Genomic DNA, 20,169 nt, shown 5'->3' with positions numbered 1-20,169 from the left:
TGTATATAATTGGTAATATTTTTCATCTTTGGTAGAACCACGGTATATTTTCCATTTACCGTTCTACCATTTTTCCGTTATATATTTCGGACAGGTCTAATAGTTAAGACTCCGTCATTTCCTTGACTAACCGCTGATCAGATGCCACTGCCAGTAGTTCTTCTACAATATCCCAAGCTGCTGCACATTCACGAGAAGTATCTCCTTTCACTGCACAAATTCTTCTAGCTTCTTCCCGTGCAGCTTCTATTTCATCCTCAATAAATATGGGTTTTGGATTATCAAACAAATCACTTTTTCTGAGGATATCAGTAATTGATATAATTCCTAACAACTTACCTTTAATTACGGGAGCGCGACGAATACGTGTATTGGCAAACAAACGCGCTACATACTCTACACCAAGCTCAGGATTGACTACAATACAAGGCTTGGTCATAATCTCGTAAACTCGCACTTGTTTGGAGTCTTTACCATAAGCGGCAACTTTATAGACGATATCAGTTTCTGTTACCATGCCATAGGGATCGTTTTCTGTGCGTGGTTCCACAACTAAAGAACGTAATCCTTTATATTTCATCAAATCCACGGCTTCTGCTACTGTTGCTGAACCACGAATTGTAATCACTTCTGTGGTCATTATGTCTTCTGCTTTCATCATATTTTTAGAATTTCCTGTCAATAGTTGGTTGGAAAAATTGTTCGGGTTAATTTGCGGATGTTGATGATTTTTTTCACTCATTCCTGAGATGTTTTCAGATTTTTATCTTTGGTAAATGAGTGTAGTTACCTGTGCAAAAAGTACAAAAAAATGAATTTTGATGTTTAATCTTCGTAAATTCTTGCCTCTGGAGCGTTGGGAAATTCTTCACAATACATTTCAAAAGTGCTTTTGGGATTTTCCACAAAGTCACTTTTTCTGAGGATATCAGTAATTGATATAATTCCTAACAATTTACCTTTAATTACAGGAGCGCGACGAATACCTGTATTGGCAAACAAACGCGCTACATACTCTACACCAAGCTCAGGATTAACTACAATACAAGGCTTGGTCATAATTTCATAAACTCGCACTTGTTTGGGGTCTTTGCCATAGGCACCAACATTGTAAACAATGTCAGTTTCTGTGACTATGCCATAGGGGTCGTTGTCTGTGCGTGGTTCGACAACGATAGAGCGCAGTTTATTATCTTTCATCAGTTTTACTGCTTCTGCTACTGTTGCTGAACCACGAATTGTTACCACTTTTGTGGTCATTATATCTTCAGCCTTCATCATGGTTGAAATCCTTAAAGCAATGAGTATGAATCTGTGGGATTTTGATCTGGTAAATGTCTAAAAATGAGGCTGAATAAAGTACACTCTCTGATCACTAGCATTTGCTCCTCACGAATCTCCGAAGGAGTATTAGATGTGGTAGAAGGTTTAAAACTGCTTGGTATTCCAGGTGCGTAAGCTTCAATTACACTTCCATCCAGAGAGCGCATCACCATCAGGTAGTCACAAACTAGACACTCTGTACGGATAATTTGATTAGCTAAACAATGGGTGTGAGTTAGGTGTTCATCAGTTGCAAACTGACGCTGTGCCTCACTACCGCAATTAGGACATCGAACTATCTGCGCTCTCTGCATAAAGCAATTGCCTCAATAATGGTTAAAGTATATTGGTTACAGCTGTGCTGAATTTTTCATAAGGAGCTATCCCAACAATTTTTTCCAATAAGTCACCGTTCTTGAAAAACATAACTGCGGGAATACTGCGGATACCAAATTGTTTGGCAAAAGTTGGATTTTCACCCACGTCTATTTTGACTACTTTGGCACGACCTGTGTATTCATCAGCGAGTTTATCCATTAAAGGACTAACCATTTTACAAGGTCCGCACCAAGTTGCTGTGCAGTCTAGTACAACTATTTCGTTATCACTTAATAGTGATTTGAACTCTGTTTCCTGGATATATTCAACTGTTGTCATATCAACTCCTTTTTTAATCTTTTTCAATTTTGAGTGGTGGTTGTGAAAGGGAAAACAGTAAAAGATAAGGTGGGATGGCAATGAGTTAATTTCTCTATTGAGAAAAAGCTGAGGTCAGAATTGCTGTAACCTTGATGAAATAAAAGTTTCAGTTTTTTAATTTTTCTTTGCTTACGCATAAAACACTCATTTTCTCTGCTTTGTTTTGCTGTTAGTCCGATAAGATTTGTCGTTCTTTGTTGATTAGTCTTTTGCTAGTATTCACAGTTTTTTGCTGAATTGTTAAACTCAAATCAGAAAAAGAAGTTTGTAAAAAATGAGTCACTATTTCCACAGGGCGATCGCCATTAATCACTGTTAAACATCCTTGCTGGCGATAATGCTGAATCACGGGTGCAGTCTGCTCTTGATAAACTTCTATTCGCTTACAAATAAGTTCAGGGTGGTCATCTGAACGCCCCCTTTGTCGCCACCTTTGTACCAAAACATCTGTTGGCACATAAAAACTGAAAACTCGGTTATAAGACTGTCCTAAAGTTGCTAATAGTTGATCAAGAAACTGAGCCTGGGATAAATTACCGGGAAATCCATCTAATATCCAACCTCGTTGAGTAGATGGAGCAGTTAAGCGTTGGCGGATGAGATCAAAAATTAAATAGTCTGGAACCAATTCACTTTTTTCTACATACGCTTTTGCTTTCAAGCCTAAAGCAGTTTGATTAGCGATCGCCTGACGTAATATTTCACCAGTGGAAATATGCGGAATTTGCCATTGGCTGGACAGTATTGCCCCTTGCGTACCTTTGCCACTACCCGGCACTCCTAGCAAAATCAATCGCATTCAAACACCCCCTATCTTGAAAAGCCTGAAAAATCTGACTCATTTACCAGCAATCACCAGTAATTGATGTACCATGTTGACAAAGGTAATTAAATTCTGAAAACAATGGCTGCTGAAGAATCGAAAAACCAATCCCTCTGGGAAAAACTCAACCAAGCCCGGAAAGCAAAAGCTGTCAGTGGCGGCTATGCTGGCTATGGTTCACCCGCTTTTGGTCAGCAATCAGTTAATGGTGAATTAGTAGACAATCCCGCTGAACAACAGATTATTGAATTAATTCGCCGTCATCACAAGTCAGGAAAATCACTACCACAAATTGCTGCTTGGCTCAATCAGCAAGGATATACCACCAAGCGAGGACATCAGTGGCAACCTGTGTCCGTGAAAAGGGTTTTAGACAGGCTTTATGGCAAAATGCAACGAATTTCTGGCATGGGTGAGGACTGATGTAGATATTGCCTCTCAATAGAGCCATATACCTCATATCTCTTCCTTTTCCTCTCCAGTTATCTGGCAATCGGCCCTTAGATATCCCAGTTTAAATCTTTAACGCTAATTTACCTTTTACAGCTTATAGCCTTTATATAGCAAGCTTTTCTCCCATTTATCTTTTACATCTCTCGTATTATATATATATTTTGCAGAATTTAATATATTTATTGCTAATAAATTTACAAAACTTCATAATTAGTTTTACCATTTATAATCTAGACCGAATAATCTATGCAAATTGATGATCCACTCATTGGCGTTCCCCGCCTGGAAGATGCAATAGATAAGCAACCACTGGTGGTTGCACCCCATACTTCCCTGATGGAAGTTGTAAATTTAATGAATCAGACACGAGGTAATAGTTGCTTATTACCGGATTTTGATGCAGGAATTACCTTTAATTCCATGCAAGGTACACGCTCCAGTTGTGTACTAGTCATGGAAGGGAGGGAATTATTAGGTATTTTTACAGAACGAGATATTGTGAGATTTACGGCTGCGGGTACGGATTTTGCTAGGGTAAAAATAGCTGATGTCATGGCGCATCCAGTAATTACCCTGTCAGAAACTGCATTTAAGGACATCTTTGCCGCACTGTTTTTATTTCGTCGGTATCGTATTCGCCATTTGGTAATCGTCAATGAACACAAAGAGGTATTAGGAATTATTTCCCCAGAAAGTATTAGACAAATTTTACGCCCCACAAACCTACTAAAAATGAGGCGAGTGTCAGAGGTAATGACAACCCAGGTAATCCATGCACCACCAACAACTTCTGTACTCACCTTGGCGCAGATGATGGCAACTCATAAAGTGAGTTGTATAGTCATAACCAAAACAGACTCCTGGAATAATATTCTGCACGCTGTTAAGCCTGTAGGAATTGTTACCGAAAGAGACATTGTGCAATTTCAAGCATTGGGGTTAAATTTAGACCAAATTGAGGCAAAAACAGCGATGAGTACACCCTTGTTTTTGCTAACTCCAGAAGATTCCCTATGGTCAGCCCATCAAGAAATGCAGCAGCGGCGAGTACAACGATTAGTTGTATCCTGGGATTGGGGATCAAAGTTAGGAATAGTGACTCAAACCAGCTTGTTGCGGATATTTGATCCCTTAGAAATGTATGGAGTCATAGAAACTTTACAGCGAAATGTAGCGCAATTACAAGCTGAGAAAGCAGAATATCTCAGCAACCAAACTAATTCCCCAGAACCACCTCAACAACCAGATTGGCAAATACAGCCACAACATCCAGTTCCCAAGGAAAACTTAAATACCCTGATTTCTCTGTTGGAAAGCAGGATAGAACATTTGATCAAAAACCCGAATCTATCCACAGAATTACAGCAAATGTATTTAAATTTAGCAATAACGGACCTTGACAAAATGCGCCATTGCTATCATTCATCGACATAACTCCTCAATACCCTGTTCACTGGCATGAAGAGAATTTTCAATTCTGTTTGATCTTATACTATTTGAAAATTGTGTAGTCGTTATACTCAATACTAAGGTTCTACCTGGGAATTGATGAAGTGGCAAAACAAACCACTTCATTTTTATTGTGAAAATGGTGAATTTTCAATCATTAACTAATTCATCGTGCCATTTTTCCCGTTTTGGGCGTTTCTCTATTTCTCTCACTTCACCGTCATTCATTCTATCTATATACCAAGTTCCCCATTTTAAAGCTTTTTGTCTTTCTAAATGGTCAATAAATTGAATTATGGGTTGATCTAGGTCAATAGGAGATTTTAAATTAAACTGAATAGTTTGAAAAATTTTGTTGTCGTCTTTGATAAAGTCTTCAGCCACAAATTTACTCAGCCATAAAACCAAGTGATTATGTAATCTACCGAAAATACCCAAGCGTTTTTTAGTCATTAATATTGTCATTATTTCTGCTCTACCCGCTTCTATTAAACGGGAAGCAAATATAAGATGAAATTGTAAAAAATCTAAACTAATTGTAATCATTCCTGTCATGCCATACCAATAACAAAGATGATAGTTAACTGGTTTTTTATAAAAGGAACGAATCAATTTCATTAACCAGTAATCAGGAGTTGAGTGAGTAGTATTAGTAAAAGTAATGGCATTTTCATTGAGTTCTTGTTTTTCAAAATTAAACTCTGATAGTAATTTATGAACTGTGTTAAAATGTTGAGCATCAATAGCATTAATCATAAAAACATTAGGGTGACAGTTGGTGATAAATCTTGCACTCAAAGCACTGTCAGATTCTTCCATTTCCAACTCAGGAATAAACGGTAAAGGTTGTTGTGGTGTTTCTCCTGTCCAAACCCAAATTAACCCATATTGTTCAGCAGTAGGCCAACTTTTAGCTTTAACTTTAACAGGTTCTTCTAAACAAGGAATTTCTACACAAAAACCTTCAGAGTCAAATTTCCAATGATGAAAAAAACAGCGTATTTCATTACCTTCTACTGTTCCTTCTCCCAGATGAGCGCCAAAATGAGGACAGTAAGCATCTAAAATCACAGCTTGTTTATCTTCACCACGATAAATTACTAATTCTCTACCCAAAATTGTCACGGGTTTAACTTCACCAACTCGTAACTTTTTAGAAGGTATTACCCAATACCAACCTTCAATAAAACGTTCTGGTTGATTGAAAATCTTAGGTTTTCTAGTATGGTTCAAATTTGCTGAATTGACGTTCATTTTTAGATTTATACTTATAGTCAAGGGGGTAATCTAGAAATATCACACCCAGCAAATAAAAACGGTTATTTTCGGTACTTCATTGGTGATTGGTAATTGGTAATTGGTAATTGGTGATTGGTGATTGGGTAAGATTGTTAACCTATTCCCTATTCCCTATTCCCTATTTCCTATTCCCATTCTTATGTTATCATCAAAACAAGAGTTGGGAAAATCTGCTGTGTTAATTGAAGATAAACAACTACTTTTAATTGGTCAGGTAACAGAAAAAAGTGGTGTTCCTATTAGAACAATTCGTTATTATGAAAGTTTAGGTTTAATTCAAGCATCAGCACGTACTGAAGGAGGTTATCGACAATTTTCGTCTGATGTATTAACTCGATTATCTTTTATTAAAAGAGCGCAACATTTGGGTTTAAGTTTAGAAGAAATTAAAGATATTTTGGAAGTTTATGATCACGGTAAACCCCCTTGTTGTGAAATTCAAGAAAAACTGCAAGCAAAGTTATCACAGATTGATCATCAAATTGAGCAATTATTAACTTTACGCTCAGAAATTAATCAATTACTTTCCGGTTGGCAAAATACAGAAATCAAACCTGAAGATACTATTTGTCCAATTATTCAGAAATAAATTTGGTAATTGGTAATTGGTGATGGGTAATTGGTAATTGGTAATTGGTGATTGGTAATTGGTAATTGGTGATTGGTAATTGGTGATTGGGTTATTAAACTCCCTATCTTCCTACCTTCCTACCTCTGATTTACTAAAAATAAACCACCATAATTCTAAACCTATTAAACCTAAACCAGCAATAGTTACTGCAAATTTTAATTCTAAAGGTTGCTGAATAATTTGAAACTGTTGATTTTGATTATGCTGTGAATGTGAATAGGAATTTTCTGCTGTTGCTGGACTTGATGTTAATAACATTAAACAAGCAAGACTTACCCACAGGATTTTTTGATTGAATTTTTGATTGAATTTTTGAGTTAATGTTTTATTTAACATTTAATTGACTCCTGCTTGAAACTTACGTAATCTTAAAGCATTGCTAACTACAGAAACGGAAGAAAGTGCCATTGCTGCACCTGCAAGAATGGGGTTAAGTAACCAACCGAAAATAGGGTAAAGAATACCAGCCGCAACAGGGATACCAATGATGTTATAAATAAAAGCAAAGAAGAGATTTTGCTGAATATTATTAATGGTAGCGCGACTAAGTTGAATAGCGGTGACAATTGCTTGCAAATCTCCAGAAATTAAAGTAATATCACTTGCAGCGATCGCCACATCTGTACCTGTTCCAATAGCTATTCCTACATCTGCTTGCGCTAACGCTGGTGCATCATTAATACCATCCCCCACCATTGCGACAATTTTAGATTTTGGATTTTGGATTTTGGATTGTAATGATTTTACAATAGCAGCTTTTTGATCAGGTCTGACTTGAGCGAAAACTTGAGAAATACCAACTTGATGAGCGATAGCTTCCGCAGTAGGTTGATTATCTCCTGTTAACATTACCACTTCTAAACCCATCTTTTGCAATGTTTTTACCGCTGCTGTTGAGGAAGGTTTTAAAGCATCCGCAATACCCATTATTCCTGCTAATTCTCCGTCAACAGCAATTAAAATGACAGTTTTTCCTCCGGTTTCCCAAGCAATTTTATATTCTTGCAAAGCATCGGTATTAATTGCTAATTCATTTAACCATCGTTCTGTCCCAATTTGCACTGAATGATGATTAACAATACCTTGTACACCACAACCAGCAACAGCTAAAAAATCCGTAACTTCTGTTAAATTAACTTGTTGAGATTCGGCATATTTTACCACAGCTTCCGCTAGAGGATGTTCAGAATTTCTTTCTACAGATGCAGCTAATTTTAATAAATTCATTTCATTTTGATTAGCTGTACCTTTAGCAGTCACAAAATCTGTAACTGTGGGTTTACCTTGAGTTAAAGTCCCGGTTTTATCAAGTACAATAGTTTTAATTTTATGTGCTAATTCTAAACTTTGGGCATCTTTAATTAAAATACCATTTTCCGCACCTTTACCAGTTCCTACCATTACAGAAGTAGGAGTAGCTAAACCCAAAGCACAGGGACAAGCGATAATTAAAACACCCACCATTGTAATCAGAGAAAGGGTAAAATTACCTGTAAAATTAAACCAAATCAAAAAAGTTGCGATCGCAATAGCAATAACAGCAGGAACAAACCACCCTGTTACCTGATCTGCTAATCTTTGAATAGGAGCTTTAGAACCTTGAGCTTCTTGGACTAATTTCACAATTTGTGCTAAAAAAGTATCCTTACCTACCCTAGTTGCTTTAAATTTAAAACTACCAGTTTTATTAATTGTCGCCCCAATAACTTCATCTCCTGGTTGCTTTTTCACAGGTAAACTTTCACCCGTTACCATCGCCTCATCAACCATTGAATTACCATCAATAACTTCCCCATCAACGGGAATTTTTTCCCCAGGACGCACCAAAATTATATCATTAATAATTACATCTTGAATAGGAACATCAATTTCTTTTCCATCCCGCACAACTCTAGCAGTTTTTGCTTGTAAACCTATTAATTTTCTAATAGCTTCCGAAGTTTGTCCCCTAGCGCGATGTTCCAAAAACCGCCCCAATAAAATTAAAGTGACAACCATTGCTGCAACTTCATAATAAACATGAGTTTCTAAACCTTGGGAAATAAAAAAACTAGGGAAAAGCGTAACCACTACAGAATAAAAATAAGCCGCACCAGTACCCAAAGCGATTAAAGTATCCATCGTTGCAGTGTGGTGTTTTAAAGACTTCCAACCATTTCTCAAAAACGAACCTCCACACCAAAACTGCACCGGAGTTGTTAATATTAACTGCAACCAAGGATGATGTAAAAAATCAGGAATAAAAGGTAATTTTAACCCTGTCATCATCGGTAAAGAACCGACAAACAGGAATGTGCTAATTATCCCCCCTGTCCATAATTTAAGCTTTAATTCTTGTTCTTCTGCTATTTTCTGGACTTGTGCCACATCATCTTCACCCTGTGCTTCTACCATAGAAAAAGATGAATAACCAGCATCTTCAATAGCAGCTTTAATTTCTGTTAAATTAGTCTGTTGTGGTTCATAATTAATTGTTGCTTGTTCTGCACCAAAATTAACATTGCAATCAATCACACCAGGAACTGCAAGTATAGCTTGTTCCACATTATTAGCACAGGAAGCACAACTCATTCCTTTGAGTTTGAGAGTAATATTATTCATAATTTAGAGTAGGGAATAGGGAATAGGGAATAGGGAATAGGGAACAGGGAACAGGTCTAATAAATTTCTCCCCATCTCCCTAACTATTAAGCTGGAGGATAACCAGCAGCAGTTAAAGCTTCTTTAATAGCAGTTTCTGAAGCTTGAGTATCGACATTGACAAGTTTGGTTTTGGGATCAGCTTCCACATTAGCGTTAGCATCTACGGCTTTAACTGCATTGGTAATATTGTTGGCACAAGCAGAACAAGCCATTCCCGGAACTGTAAGTTTGATTGTCATAACTTTAAACAAGAAAGTGAAAAAATCAAGTGAACAAAAAATTAAGGTTCAACTGATAACTGATAACTGATAACTGATAACTGTCACCTGTCACCTGTTACCTGTCACCTTTTGCAACTGCTGCAATTTCTCAAGTTGGGCTGTTTGCGTTTTGATGATAGCTTGAGCTAAATTGCGAATTTGTGGCTCATTAGCATTTTCAGCAGTTGTCTTTGCCATCTTCACTGACATTTGTTGATGGTGAATCATCTTCCGCAAAAATTCCTGGTCAAAGTTGGGGGCATTTTCTAAAGCTTCTAAACTCATCATTCCTCCCATACCGTTACCTCTACCCATACCACCCATACCACCCATGTCCATACAATTCATAGCACCAGCGGGCAATTCTGCGCCATATAACTGTTTGTACAAAGCTTGTAATTGCTCAATTTCTTGGGTTTGCTCGGTTTTTATCTCAGTGGCCAACGCTATTATCTGGGGATTTTTCGCCTTCTGTATGGCCAAATCTGCTATTTTCACCGTTTTCTGATCATGATGAACCATCATTTTCAGAAAACGCTGATCTTCCTGTTGCTGGGGCATGGTATGGGGCATGGTGTTTGTCTCACCAGCAGGGGTAGAAGGCGAATGTTGATGTGGTTGGGCTATGGCGCTATTGGTGAGGGATAAAGCGGCTAGTAAACCTAAAATACCAAAGTTGACTGATTTGTTAAGCATCACTTTTGCTCCTTTCGCTTCCCAAGGAAGGTTTAGGGCATTTCTGCCAAAAATCAGCAATTTGTTTTACCCATGTTACCAATTTTTGGCTGAGAGTCCTGTTGTGTTGTCTAATTTATCCTAAACCCTCTAGTCCACTAGAGAGTCTAGATTTATTTTACAAATCTTTAAATTTTAGTAAATCTTAATTAAATCTTAATTTAGACATTAATACCCCTTGGATTATTCAAATACACATATTATCATAACCAGTCCAGAAGTCAAGACCCTTGGAAAATCGTTATCTGGAAAAAGCTTATTGACAGAAATTCTCAGAATTTTGGCGGTAAAAATGACTTGTGTAACTTTTTTGGCAAAATTATATTTAAATAATTTATATATTGGCGTTGATTAGTTTGCCGATTCTAATCAGATCCAAAAGCAACTGGCAAAATAGCATCAGTTAAAATTGCACCTTTGAGGTTAGCACCTGTTAAATTTGCACCTCTGAGGGTTGCACCTGTTAAATTTGCACCTGCTAAATTGGCATATTTCAAATTAGCCCCAGTTAAATCAGTATTGGTTAAATTAGCTTCACTGAAATTAGCGCGGAATAAGTAAGAACTTCCTAAATGTGATTTAGTTAAATTTGCCTTATAAAAATTAGCTTGATAAAGATAGCTTTGCATTATTTCTGCTTCATATAAATTAGCTTCTGACAAGTCAGCATTAATTAAATTAGCACCCATCAAATTAGCAAAACTCAGATTACTGCGGATGAGTTTACTATCTGCTAAATCGACATTTTTTAAATTAGCGTTGTGAAAATCTGTCCCAATTAAATTAGCGTCTGTAATGATTGCACAGATGAGGTTAGCGGCTTTTAAATCAGCACCAATTAAAGTTACCTGAGATAAATTAGCCTGTGTCAAAATGGCATCTTGCAAATTAGCGAGACTCAAATTAGCTTGAGAAAAGTTAGCTTCGATTAACTTAGCGTGAGAGAGATTAGCACTACTTAAATTTGCACCTTGAAAATTTGTTCTGACCAATAAAGCATAACTTAAATTTACCTTATTTAAATTCACACCTTGGAGATTTGCACCCCGAAAGTTTTCTCCTACTAAGTTAGCGGTACTCAAATCAATTTCAATTTCCGGGTTTTCTTTTCTCCATCCTGTCCAAGTGACTGCACCTGATTTTAATAAAGTTAGATGTTGTTGATGTGCCATTTTTATTAATCCTTTTATTCTTGACGCTGACTTTGAGGAGTGCGGCCTGGTACATTTTCAATTGCGGTTAAAGCTCCTGCTGCACCGGCTAAAATATCTCGTTCCGTTCCTCCTAAATAAAGTCGCCCAAAACTGCCGACAGCTTGCACTTCCAGAATATTAATTGCGGCTGCTTTTTCCGCTTCATTAGCTGCCAGTGCAGCGTAAGCAGCGGGTTCAACTTCTAAAACATAGAGGGTTTGTCCTGCCAGTAGCAGTTGTCCGCGACGGGTACGGTTGATGAGTTGGGTTTGGTAAGCGTCAATGTTGCGGATGATCTGGCTAGAAACCACACGGGGTTTAAGACAGTCTTCTTTTCTGACTCCCAACAAGTCTAAAATCGCTTGTCCTGCGGCTCGTGTTTCTCCTTGAGAACCGGAATGTATTTCCAAAAGTCCATAAAGTCGTTCTACTATCTGCACTCCCGGACGGACAGAAGCGGATTTTAAAGCTACGTCTGTAACTTTATTGATTTCAATACCGGGTGAGATTTCAATCCACAGGGATGTATCCCCTGGTAATGGTAAAAAACCTTGGGCTACTGTTCCCATATATGCTGCGTGTTGCGGTTGCAGGTTGTCTAGAAATACGAAACTGCGTAATTCTATGCCCAAAGTGTTTTTCTCCAGTTATGAGTATGAGTATGTAATATATGAGTTTACCGATAAAGGCTGCATCTGAGAAGAAGGAGATCAAGGAGTCAGAAGGCAGAAGGCAGAAGGCAGGAGGCAGGAGGCAGGAGGTAAAAGTCGAGGCAGAGCCTCTTGGTGGCATTCCCAGTCAGAGACTGGGAACGAGATAACGAAATAACTTCTCCCTGCCCTTTGCTCCCTATTCCCTATTCCCTATTCCCTATTCCCTATTCCCTTAAAACGGTGTTACTGTTTGTAAATGCAGATTTGTCCCGGTGTGGGGATGTTTAAATGTGATTTCTCTGGCGTGTAGATGTAATCGAGTAGCGTTAGCATTGCAACCATATAGGCGATCGCCTAATATATTAATTCCCAATCCTGCTACATCCGCAGCATGAACCCGTAATTGATGAGTTCTTCCTGTTAGGGGTTTAAATTCTACACGGGTGTAATTTCCTTTTTTTCCGATAACTCGAAATTCCGTTACACTGGGTTTACCTTTTTCCCAATCTACTTTTTGATAAGGTCGGTTTTCAGGATCTCCCCACAATGGTAAATTAATAATACCTTTTTCTCCTTGTTCTGTGGTCAGTGAACCTGCAATAATCGCTTCATATATTTTATGTATTTGTCGGTTGGCAAATTGCTGATTTATCTGTGCATAGGTGTTTTTATCCCCTGCTAAGATTAAAATCCCAGATGTTTCTTGATCTAAACGATGCACTGACATTAATTCCCAATCATACAAATTTCGTAAACGACTTAAAACACTGTCTTGGTTTTCTACATACCGCCCCGGTACTGATAATAATCCCGGTGGTTTATTCACTGCAATTAACCATTGATCTTGATAAATAATTTCTAAGTTTGAAAAATCAGAAGTTGCAATTTTTAAACCAGATAGCAAAAACCCCATCAACGGTTGACATCTTTCAACACAAGCACCATAAAATTTTCCTGGAATCTTATCTTGAATTGTATCCTGAATTGTATCCTGAATTTTATCATATTCTGAAGATTCACCCCACCAAAATTCCGCCATTGCTAGGGGTTTTAAGTGATGAGTTGCTGCATAATGTAACAACTTGGGAGCGCAACATTCACCTGTACCTGTAGGTGTTCCTGTTGGTATTAATTGTTGGATAGATAAAGATTTTCCATAAAAATTAGTTAATTTATAAGCTGCGTGCATTTGGTTTTGTAATTCCCTGGATAGCTCTTTTCTCTGTTGTTTGAGTTCTCTAATTCTGTTATTTGTGGCTGTTATTTTATCATGTAAAGGCTGTAAAACTTCATTTTGACGACGTTTGAGGTATTTTCTTTCAATTCCCTGCTGACGGCTTTCTGCTTCTAGTTCTGCTAAAGCAAGTTCTAACTTTTCTCCTGTGAGGTTTTGTTGATATTGTTGGCGTTTTTCTTGTCGTTGTTTTTTACTATAATTATGTTCTAAACTCATGTTGTCTAACTGTTGTTGAAATTTAGCAGCTAAGGTTTCATATTGTTCTTGTTCGGGAATTTGTTGAAGTTGAATAATTTCCTGTTTAATTTTTTCCAATTCTATTAAAGTTTGCTTTTCTGCTAAAGCTATTTCTGCTCTTCCGGGAATAGGTGAAACCCAACCTGCAACTACACTTAAACCATTTAAAAGACCAGAAAAAGCTTTAATAACTCTTTGTTCACCGTTGGGTAATTCAACTAATAGAATACCATACATTTTCCCTTCATTATTATAAAGTTGATTTTCCCGAATTTGCTGCATTAAACTTTTAGCAATAGCTTCACTTAACGCCGTGCGTGGTAATTTCAGAAGTTCCCCTGTTTGGGGACATTTTCCCTCATAGTAATAGTTAGGTGGTGCAAGTTCAACCTCCATATCTGGGTTAATAAAATCTGATAAATGATGTAAAATTACCATCTGAAAATTACCATCTATTTTATTTACCTAAAAATTTAGCTTTCATTTCTTCCAAGTCTTTATCTATAGCATCGTTATTAGTAGAATTATTGGTAGAATTATTAGTAGTCACAGATGGTTGTGGTGTCACATTCTGCGGTTGCACTTTACCACCTGTAAACTGTGTTTTGATTTCTAATAATTCTTGCTCAATTTTACTAGAAGTTTGAGAAGAAACTGTAGGTTGAGAAGTTGAAGGTTTTTGTTTAACTGGTTGAGTAATTATTGTCGGTGGGATAACTGCGGAAGTTTGAATATTTAAATTGTTATTTATGTTATTTAAATCTTGCAGAACTTCCTCAGTTGTTTGATAACGCCGACCAGGGATAGTTTCTACCATTTTATCAATAATATTACCCAATTCGTTACTAACGGGAGTTGGTAAATTTTGTCGCCATATCCAAGCAGCGTTATGGGTATCGTAACTATCAAAAGGTGATCGCCCTGTTAATAAATTAATACAAGTTACTCCCAAACTATAAATATCACTGGCAAAAATTGCCCTTCCCCGCATTTGTTCTGGTGCAACATATTCAGGACTACCTATACTTGTTCCTGTATGATTTAAAGCTGTACTTGTAAAAGATTTTGCAGCCCCAAAATCAACAATTACTAACTTATTATCATTAATACGACGAATAATATTTTCTGGTTTAATATCGCGGTGAATGACTTGTTTACTATGACAAAATTGTAATACATTTAATAAATCATTCAACAATTGTCGAATTTGATTTTCATTAAAAGTACCTTTGTTTATTAATTCATGAGCTAAATTTTGCCCATCAATAAATTCTTGGACTAAATACTGTCTGTCATCTTGAGTACAATAAGCCAACAGCGCGGGAATTTGGGGATGTGTTCCCAATTCATCTAACTGAATAGCTTCCTGATTAAATAACTCTATTGCTTTTTGTACCGTATTTGTACCCTGTGCTTGGGGAAAAAATTGTTTAATTACACAGGGAGGTTTTGAGGGTTTATCCTCATCCACCGCTAAAAAAGTCCTACCAAAACCACCTTGTCCGATGGGTTTGATAGGGCGGTAACGTTCTTTTAAAAGTAACTTAGTACCGCAAGTTAGGCAAAACTTGACATCATCAGGGTTTTCCGGTTTGGAACAATGGGGGTTAAGACAGTAACTCATAAAGGCGATCGCTCACTTGTCTATATTGTGCCTTGTGCTTTGTTAAATGTTAATTGTTAAGATTATTCAATAAAAGCATAGTTTAACAAAAAAAATAAACAAATTGGACTTTGATAATCATGAAAAATCAATTTTCTTGGACTCAACAATGGTATCCTATTAGTCCCAACCAAGTAGCACAAAATTTACTTTGGGTCTAGTCTGATCATAGTTTAACAGCATTTACAGATTGCACATCCAAATAACCAGCTACCATTCCCGACACAGAACTGGATATTAATGTAAGCGACTGGTTTATGTTTGAAGCACCAGTAGGTTATACAGTATCAGTTGCAAGTAGCTTTGATCCTTCCCATGCTCAATTTTTACATGAAGGAAATGGCTAAGTGAATTTGCTGGATGTGGGTAAGATTAATACATGATTATATATCTTGCCCTAGTAATTATATTGTGTAAAAATCAGAATTACTTAAAAGTTTAAAGTTTAATTTGCACAAGTTTTTATATTTTTTATATTAAATTGATAAAATCTTTATTTTCTTCAAAATTTTATATGTTAAGCTAACCACCATTACGGTAAATAAAGTACCAAAACTTTTTACAGTGATATCTTCAAGATATAAACGTTAATTCATGCCAAGGGTAGATAACTTGAAATAAAAGATAATTGTCCCTGCTGAATTAACAATCAAGCCATATCTAATCCATGTTATTGGTACTCATACAGGGGCATTTTATTAGTTGGTGAGCAGTCCAGATAGCTAAATAGCTAATTATCAATAATAATCATAGACAAAATCAATTTAGCATTATATCTGGACTGATTTAGTAGCCGAAATATCAAAACATAATTCACTTTTTCCAAATTATTGAGGATTAACAGATGGTTCTTACTGTTAGAAAAACAATTCGTGATATTGTCTTCAGTAATCGCCAATTAGCAAAATTGTACTACTCAGTTAGCTTGACTCAACCTGTTTTACCACACTGGGTAGGTAATGACTACTACCGCACAAAATCATCATGGGAATTACAACCCCATCTCTGTCCATGTGATCTTGAATTAATCGAATATTTGCAAAAATATAATATTCAGGATCGGACAGTATTTCATTTTGGTACAGGCGCTCATCACATTTTAGGATTAGAAAATCAGAAGTTAGCAAAACCCAATGAAATTATTGGTATTACTGCTTCTATTCCTGAACATGAAGCTTATGTGCAAATGTGCCGTAAAAATCGCCAACTAGCTAAATTTTACAAGGTACTTTGTACAGATATCTACACTCTCACAGATCGTTCTTTACCAATGTTAGATGTGGTTGCACTCTTTCATATTGGTGAATTTTATATGGCTGAAGAAGCTCCCTTTGTGCATCATAATGATGAATCAATGGTTGATTTATTTCTCAGAAAATTGAATCCTCACGGGAAAATACTGTTCTATACACAGTCTGTAGGTTATGCTAAAGCTGAAGAAATCATCGAATCATTTACAGCCCAAGGTAAAATTTACCTAGTTGAAAAATACAAGAGTCTTTTGGTTTATGCTCAGAAACAGTAAGTTGAATCAAGCAGTGATGTGATATTAATTTAGAATAGGTAATATTTAGATCCCCCCAACCCACTTTTTAAGGGGGGCTAATACCAATTCTCTGTAATAATGTTGATTCAAGCGTTTTTAATAGAAACAATGGTGTGGTTATAAGATACGGTTGGGTTCTTTTTTTCTTAAAACAGTACGATAATTAAGTGTTTGTCCTAAAGCTGTATGAAATTCAGTCACTTCAGATTTTTAAGTTTTATGTCAAAAATGATCCTAACAGACAAGGAAGACCCAATTTAAGGATGATTCGCCTTGATCCTGAAAAACATATGATTGATTTAGGTTATAATGTGTCATCAGGTGTACTTTTAGCTGCTGATTTCGGTACTCCTCAATTAAGGAAAAGATTGTTTTTTATTGGTTCTAGAAAACATATTGGTAGTATTGATTTACCATTACCTACTCATAGTCCTGGTTGTCAATTATTGGGATTATTACCTTATGTTACTGTGGGAGAAGCATTTGCTAATTTACCAGATGCAGAATTTAGTCGTTGTAGATGAATACTTTTTATTTCACGCAGAGACGCAGAGAACGCAGAGGAGGAACGCAAAGTTTAATCTTGGGCAAAATCAGTAAATTGTCTGATGTAAGGAGATTTAAAACCTAATACTATAGCACCCGTTGATTATTTTCCCAACCTAATGTTAGTAGTAGGTAATGGTTGGCGTTTTGGCCGATTATTAGTTGTCTTTCTAGTTCTCCGTAAGCGTAGGGAAGTTGGGAATATTCCGTTAATATTTTTTGAATGATTTGGCGATATTTATCTAAGATATCCATTGCAGTATTTCCTCTCGTTTTGAATCGAACACAAGTAAACAAAGGTGTTGATTTTCTAATAATATTTTACCAATTGGTTCTTGAAATAGTTGTGATTTTCGTTTCGCGCAAAGAAAAAATGAAAACCGAAACAAAGGTTTTTGTAATGTTACCTATTGACAAATGATAAAGGTTACGTATAATAGTACGTAATATCATATTTAGATTAAATCAGCGTTTCTGGAAAACGCAAGTATCATGTCAATTGCAATTTTTAGCAATGCGTTCTCAGATGAGCTAATTACAGCCACTGAGTTGAATCGTCAACCTGGACGAATTCTAGACAAAGCTTATGAACATCCAATCACAATTACTCGCAATGACCAATCTTTTGCCCTATTGCGTCGTGTAGATATGGCTTATCTTGTGAAAGGGGTAACACAAAGTAAGGCTGTTTTTGAGGTGTTATCGGTTGCGTTTCGGTTATTATTAGGACAAAAAATAGGTTATGAGCATCCCTATGGATGGTTGAGCGTATTTGATGCTGATGAATTGCAAGATTTTATTAAAGAAGTGAGTGAGGCTTTTCGCTTAACTGATACTTCTAATGAGGCTTGGGATTTGATTGATGCTACTATTCATGAATGGCATGAAAGTGCGATCGCAATCACCAGTCCTGACCTAGCAGCAGCTTTTAATGATGAAAATAAAGAGGGTAAATCATGTTAAAATTTATGTTCAAATAATGATAAAAGTTGCAATTAAGCACAATTTAAGTTAAAATAATAACTGGAGTTTAAGTTAATAAGATGACTTACATAACATCAAAAAGAATGGTAAGAAGAGGAAGAATTTTTCCTGAATTGACTATATCACCAGAAGAATTAGCCAGACGAGAAGCAGAAGATGAAATATTTTATCAACGTTGTCGGGCAATTTTTGAGCGTGTCCGTCCTGAATATATTGAAAATCACTATGGTTGGTATATTGCTATAGAACCAGATAGTGGAGAATATTTAATTGATCAGGATAGGATGGAATCTCATAAAAGAATGTTGGAAAAATATCCTCAAGCTAGACATTTCGTTTTTTGTTTGAATGAAACGGGGACAACTGGCACAATATGATAGAGGGTTATTTTGGAGAAAATGGGCAATTATTTTTTGAAATTGAATTAGTTACTAATGATGGCTTAAATCTTCCTATAGATGCCCTATTTGATACGGGTTTTGCAGGTTTTATGGCTATTAATACACAAGATTTAGATGGATTAGAATGGGTGTATAGTGGGGAGGAAATATTACGGACTGCGAAAGGTGAATCAAAATTTCAGATTTATTTAGGTCAAGTGATATTAGACGGAAAGCAGTATCAAATTCCCGTGAATGTTGGTAAAGGAATTAATGAAGTTTTATTGGGTTCTGAGTGGTTAAAGTTGTTGCGTTTGGTGGTGGATTTTCCAGAAGGTATTTTGACTTTGGGATGATTTTTTATCTCACGCAGAGACGCAAGTTCTATTACTTTGGTTAAATAATTTTCTGTGTGTTTTGTTAATACTGTTTTGACTAATTTAGGATAATTTATTGTTTCTATAAAATAATCTCCTGTTTGATGGATGGAAATACTAGCAATTTTAATTGATGTCAGGTATAATAGTTTCAATCTTTTATTTTCGTAGGTTGGGTTAAGCGAAGCGCAACCCAAAGCAGTTAAATTATAAAGATGTTGTGTTGAGGAAAGAAACCCAACCTATATCTACATCTACTTTTTATCCGCTTTTTTCGGATGCCATGAGTTTGTGTAGATGTAAATTATATCCGCCTAGTTATAAAGACCTTTTGTTAAATTTTATTAACGACTGATAATTTTAAAATTGATGTTATAATCTATTTTGGTTGGCTAAATTAATCCGGGTCTTTAAATAAAACATAATTTTTATTACATAAATAATGAAATCTCTTGTTAAACAATTAAGTCTATTTGAATTAGAAGTGACAACAACAAATCCTGAAAAAATAGTATTACCAAAAGGCTATAAAGGATTAGCTGCTTTTCATAAATATTGGGGTAAAAAACCAATTGAATGTTTATCATTTTTAATTGAAAACTTAACAGAAAAAGGTGATATTGTTTTAGATCCATTTTTAGGATCAGGCTTAGTTGCTCGTGAAGCAGTAATTAGGGAAAGACGATTTATAGGTATTGACATTAATCCTGTAGCTGTAGAATTATCGAATTTATTAGTCAATTTACCAAATCCAGATATTTTAAAAAAAGCTCTTAACGAATTAGAAAAAAGTATTAAATCAGACATATATAAAACTTACTTACTAGAAGATGGAAAATTTGCAACTCACTATTTATGGAATGAAAATGAACTAAATTCAGTTTGGCATTTATCACCAAGAAGAAACGAAAGTGATAAAAGGATACCAACTAATTATCAGGGTAAGAGCATCTCAATCAGGCTTGACATAAGGGCTTATCGGAATCTAATGTAGAGTCAATGAAACAAGAACTGAGAACTTGAATCATGTAATCGTTA

Annotated in this window: 24 protein-coding genes and 1 pseudogene; 9 read left to right on the top strand and 16 right to left on the bottom strand. The window is 36.1% G+C overall.

What is annotated here, in order from left to right; translation table 11 throughout:
- Positions 1–103: 103 nt before the first annotated feature.
- The 5 genes from H6F47_RS21405 to H6F47_RS21385 all read right to left on the bottom strand — a co-directional run bounded on the left by H6F47_RS21405 (position 104) and on the right by H6F47_RS21385 (position 2,821).
- Positions 104–661 carry a CBS domain-containing protein gene (locus H6F47_RS21405; protein WP_096572785.1) on the bottom strand — a complete coding sequence of 186 codons (558 nt, stop codon included), beginning with the start codon at positions 659–661 and terminating at the stop codon, positions 104–106.
- A 164-nt stretch (positions 662–825) separates the two neighbouring features.
- Entirely contained in the window at positions 826–1,281 is a 456-nt protein-coding gene (locus H6F47_RS21400) for a CBS domain-containing protein (RefSeq protein WP_096570842.1), read from the bottom strand.
- Between the two features lie 11 nt (positions 1,282–1,292).
- Positions 1,293–1,637, bottom strand: coding sequence for a hypothetical protein (locus tag H6F47_RS28935; protein ID WP_307722505.1), 345 nt, complete (start codon positions 1,635–1,637; stop codon positions 1,293–1,295).
- A 22-nt stretch (positions 1,638–1,659) separates the two neighbouring features.
- On the bottom strand, positions 1,660–1,980 hold the full coding sequence (trxA, locus tag H6F47_RS21390; RefSeq protein ID WP_187038611.1) for a thioredoxin: 321 nt from the start codon (positions 1,978–1,980) through the stop codon (positions 1,660–1,662).
- Positions 1,981–2,191: 211 nt separating this feature from the next.
- Complete coding sequence (locus H6F47_RS21385; RefSeq protein WP_096570838.1) at positions 2,192–2,821, bottom strand: adenylate kinase; 630 nt, start codon at positions 2,819–2,821, stop codon at positions 2,192–2,194.
- Positions 2,822–2,926: 105 nt separating this feature from the next.
- On the opposite strand from H6F47_RS21385, the gene H6F47_RS21380 reads away from it, so the two are divergent.
- Both H6F47_RS21380 and H6F47_RS21375 read left to right on the top strand, forming a co-directional pair.
- Positions 2,927–3,268, top strand: coding sequence for a recombinase family protein (locus H6F47_RS21380; RefSeq protein ID WP_096570836.1), 342 nt, complete (start codon positions 2,927–2,929; stop codon positions 3,266–3,268).
- Positions 3,269–3,544: 276 nt separating this feature from the next.
- The gene (locus tag H6F47_RS21375; protein ID WP_190650894.1) at positions 3,545–4,732 is read left to right on the top strand and encodes a CBS domain-containing protein; all 1,188 of its coding nucleotides are present in this window, start codon (positions 3,545–3,547) and stop codon (positions 4,730–4,732) included.
- A gap of 165 nt (positions 4,733–4,897) precedes the next feature.
- Here the strand turns inward: H6F47_RS21375 and H6F47_RS21370 are convergent, their stop codons facing one another.
- Positions 4,898–6,001, bottom strand: coding sequence for an aromatic ring-hydroxylating dioxygenase subunit alpha (locus H6F47_RS21370; protein ID WP_137666438.1), 1,104 nt, complete (start codon positions 5,999–6,001; stop codon positions 4,898–4,900).
- Between the two features lie 220 nt (positions 6,002–6,221).
- On the opposite strand from H6F47_RS21370, the gene H6F47_RS21365 reads away from it, so the two are divergent.
- Positions 6,222–6,635, top strand: a complete 414-nt coding sequence (locus H6F47_RS21365) for a heavy metal-responsive transcriptional regulator (RefSeq protein WP_096572784.1) — start codon at positions 6,222–6,224, stop codon at positions 6,633–6,635.
- Between the two features lie 111 nt (positions 6,636–6,746).
- On the opposite strand, the gene H6F47_RS21360 is transcribed toward H6F47_RS21365, so the two are convergent.
- The 8 genes from H6F47_RS21360 to H6F47_RS21325 form a co-directional block, all read right to left on the bottom strand.
- On the bottom strand, positions 6,747–7,013 hold the full coding sequence (locus tag H6F47_RS21360; RefSeq protein WP_190650892.1) for a hypothetical protein: 267 nt from the start codon (positions 7,011–7,013) through the stop codon (positions 6,747–6,749).
- Positions 7,014–9,278, bottom strand: coding sequence for a heavy metal translocating P-type ATPase (locus H6F47_RS21355; RefSeq protein ID WP_190650890.1), 2,265 nt, complete (start codon positions 9,276–9,278; stop codon positions 7,014–7,016). It lies immediately after the preceding gene.
- Positions 9,279–9,364: 86 nt separating this feature from the next.
- Entirely contained in the window at positions 9,365–9,559 is a 195-nt protein-coding gene (locus H6F47_RS21350; RefSeq protein ID WP_096570826.1) for a heavy-metal-associated domain-containing protein, read from the bottom strand.
- Positions 9,560–9,649: 90 nt separating this feature from the next.
- Positions 9,650–10,276, bottom strand: coding sequence for a DUF305 domain-containing protein (locus H6F47_RS21345; protein WP_190346920.1), 627 nt, complete (start codon positions 10,274–10,276; stop codon positions 9,650–9,652).
- Between the two features lie 404 nt (positions 10,277–10,680).
- Positions 10,681–11,487, bottom strand: coding sequence for a pentapeptide repeat-containing protein (locus H6F47_RS21340; protein WP_137666435.1), 807 nt, complete (start codon positions 11,485–11,487; stop codon positions 10,681–10,683).
- Positions 11,488–11,501: 14 nt separating this feature from the next.
- Positions 11,502–12,140 carry a hypothetical protein gene (locus H6F47_RS21335; RefSeq protein ID WP_096570820.1) on the bottom strand — a complete coding sequence of 213 codons (639 nt, stop codon included), beginning with the start codon at positions 12,138–12,140 and terminating at the stop codon, positions 11,502–11,504.
- 253 nt (positions 12,141–12,393) lie between these two features.
- Positions 12,394–14,073 carry a pseudouridine synthase gene (locus H6F47_RS21330; protein ID WP_190650888.1) on the bottom strand — a complete coding sequence of 560 codons (1,680 nt, stop codon included), beginning with the start codon at positions 14,071–14,073 and terminating at the stop codon, positions 12,394–12,396.
- A 19-nt stretch (positions 14,074–14,092) separates the two neighbouring features.
- A complete protein-coding gene (locus H6F47_RS21325; protein ID WP_190346923.1) occupies positions 14,093–15,259 on the bottom strand; it encodes a serine/threonine-protein kinase in 1,167 nt (388 codons plus the stop codon).
- Between the two features lie 883 nt (positions 15,260–16,142).
- Here H6F47_RS21325 and H6F47_RS21320 point away from each other — a divergent pair.
- On the top strand, positions 16,143–16,823 hold the full coding sequence (locus H6F47_RS21320; RefSeq protein WP_190650886.1) for a hypothetical protein: 681 nt from the start codon (positions 16,143–16,145) through the stop codon (positions 16,821–16,823).
- A gap of 141 nt (positions 16,824–16,964) precedes the next feature.
- Here the strand turns inward: H6F47_RS21320 and H6F47_RS28635 are convergent.
- A pseudogene (locus H6F47_RS28635) lies at positions 16,965–17,051 on the bottom strand (element excision factor XisH family protein); the annotation flags it as partial.
- 56 nt (positions 17,052–17,107) lie between these two features.
- Between H6F47_RS28635 and H6F47_RS21310 the strand changes: the two are divergent.
- A complete protein-coding gene (locus tag H6F47_RS21310) occupies positions 17,108–17,368 on the top strand; it encodes a DNA cytosine methyltransferase (RefSeq protein ID WP_190650884.1) in 261 nt (86 codons plus the stop codon).
- A 109-nt stretch (positions 17,369–17,477) separates the two neighbouring features.
- Here H6F47_RS21310 and H6F47_RS21305 read toward each other — a convergent pair whose 3' ends face one another.
- The gene (locus tag H6F47_RS21305; RefSeq protein ID WP_242027472.1) at positions 17,478–17,645 is read right to left on the bottom strand and encodes an element excision factor XisI family protein; all 168 of its coding nucleotides are present in this window, start codon (positions 17,643–17,645) and stop codon (positions 17,478–17,480) included.
- A gap of 237 nt (positions 17,646–17,882) precedes the next feature.
- On the opposite strand from H6F47_RS21305, the gene H6F47_RS21300 reads away from it, so the two are divergent.
- From H6F47_RS21300 to H6F47_RS21285, 4 genes are all read left to right on the top strand, one after another.
- Entirely contained in the window at positions 17,883–18,353 is a 471-nt protein-coding gene (locus H6F47_RS21300) for a hypothetical protein (protein WP_137666430.1), read from the top strand.
- An 80-nt stretch (positions 18,354–18,433) separates the two neighbouring features.
- Positions 18,434–18,751 carry a hypothetical protein gene (locus H6F47_RS21295; protein ID WP_096570807.1) on the top strand — a complete coding sequence of 106 codons (318 nt, stop codon included), beginning with the start codon at positions 18,434–18,436 and terminating at the stop codon, positions 18,749–18,751.
- On the top strand, positions 18,748–19,110 hold the full coding sequence (locus H6F47_RS21290) for an aspartyl protease (RefSeq protein WP_190650883.1): 363 nt from the start codon (positions 18,748–18,750) through the stop codon (positions 19,108–19,110). Before H6F47_RS21295 ends, H6F47_RS21290 begins: the two co-directional genes overlap by 4 nt.
- Before the next feature lie 463 nt (positions 19,111–19,573).
- The gene (locus tag H6F47_RS21285) at positions 19,574–20,125 is read left to right on the top strand and encodes a DNA methyltransferase (protein WP_242027471.1); all 552 of its coding nucleotides are present in this window, start codon (positions 19,574–19,576) and stop codon (positions 20,123–20,125) included.
- Positions 20,126–20,169 lie beyond the last annotated feature (44 nt).

The organism is Sphaerospermopsis sp. FACHB-1094, assembly GCF_014696195.1.
GTDB lineage: Bacteria > Cyanobacteriota > Cyanobacteriia > Cyanobacteriales > Nostocaceae > Sphaerospermopsis > Sphaerospermopsis kisseleviana.
This window is presented reverse-complemented; position numbering and strand designations above follow the sequence as displayed.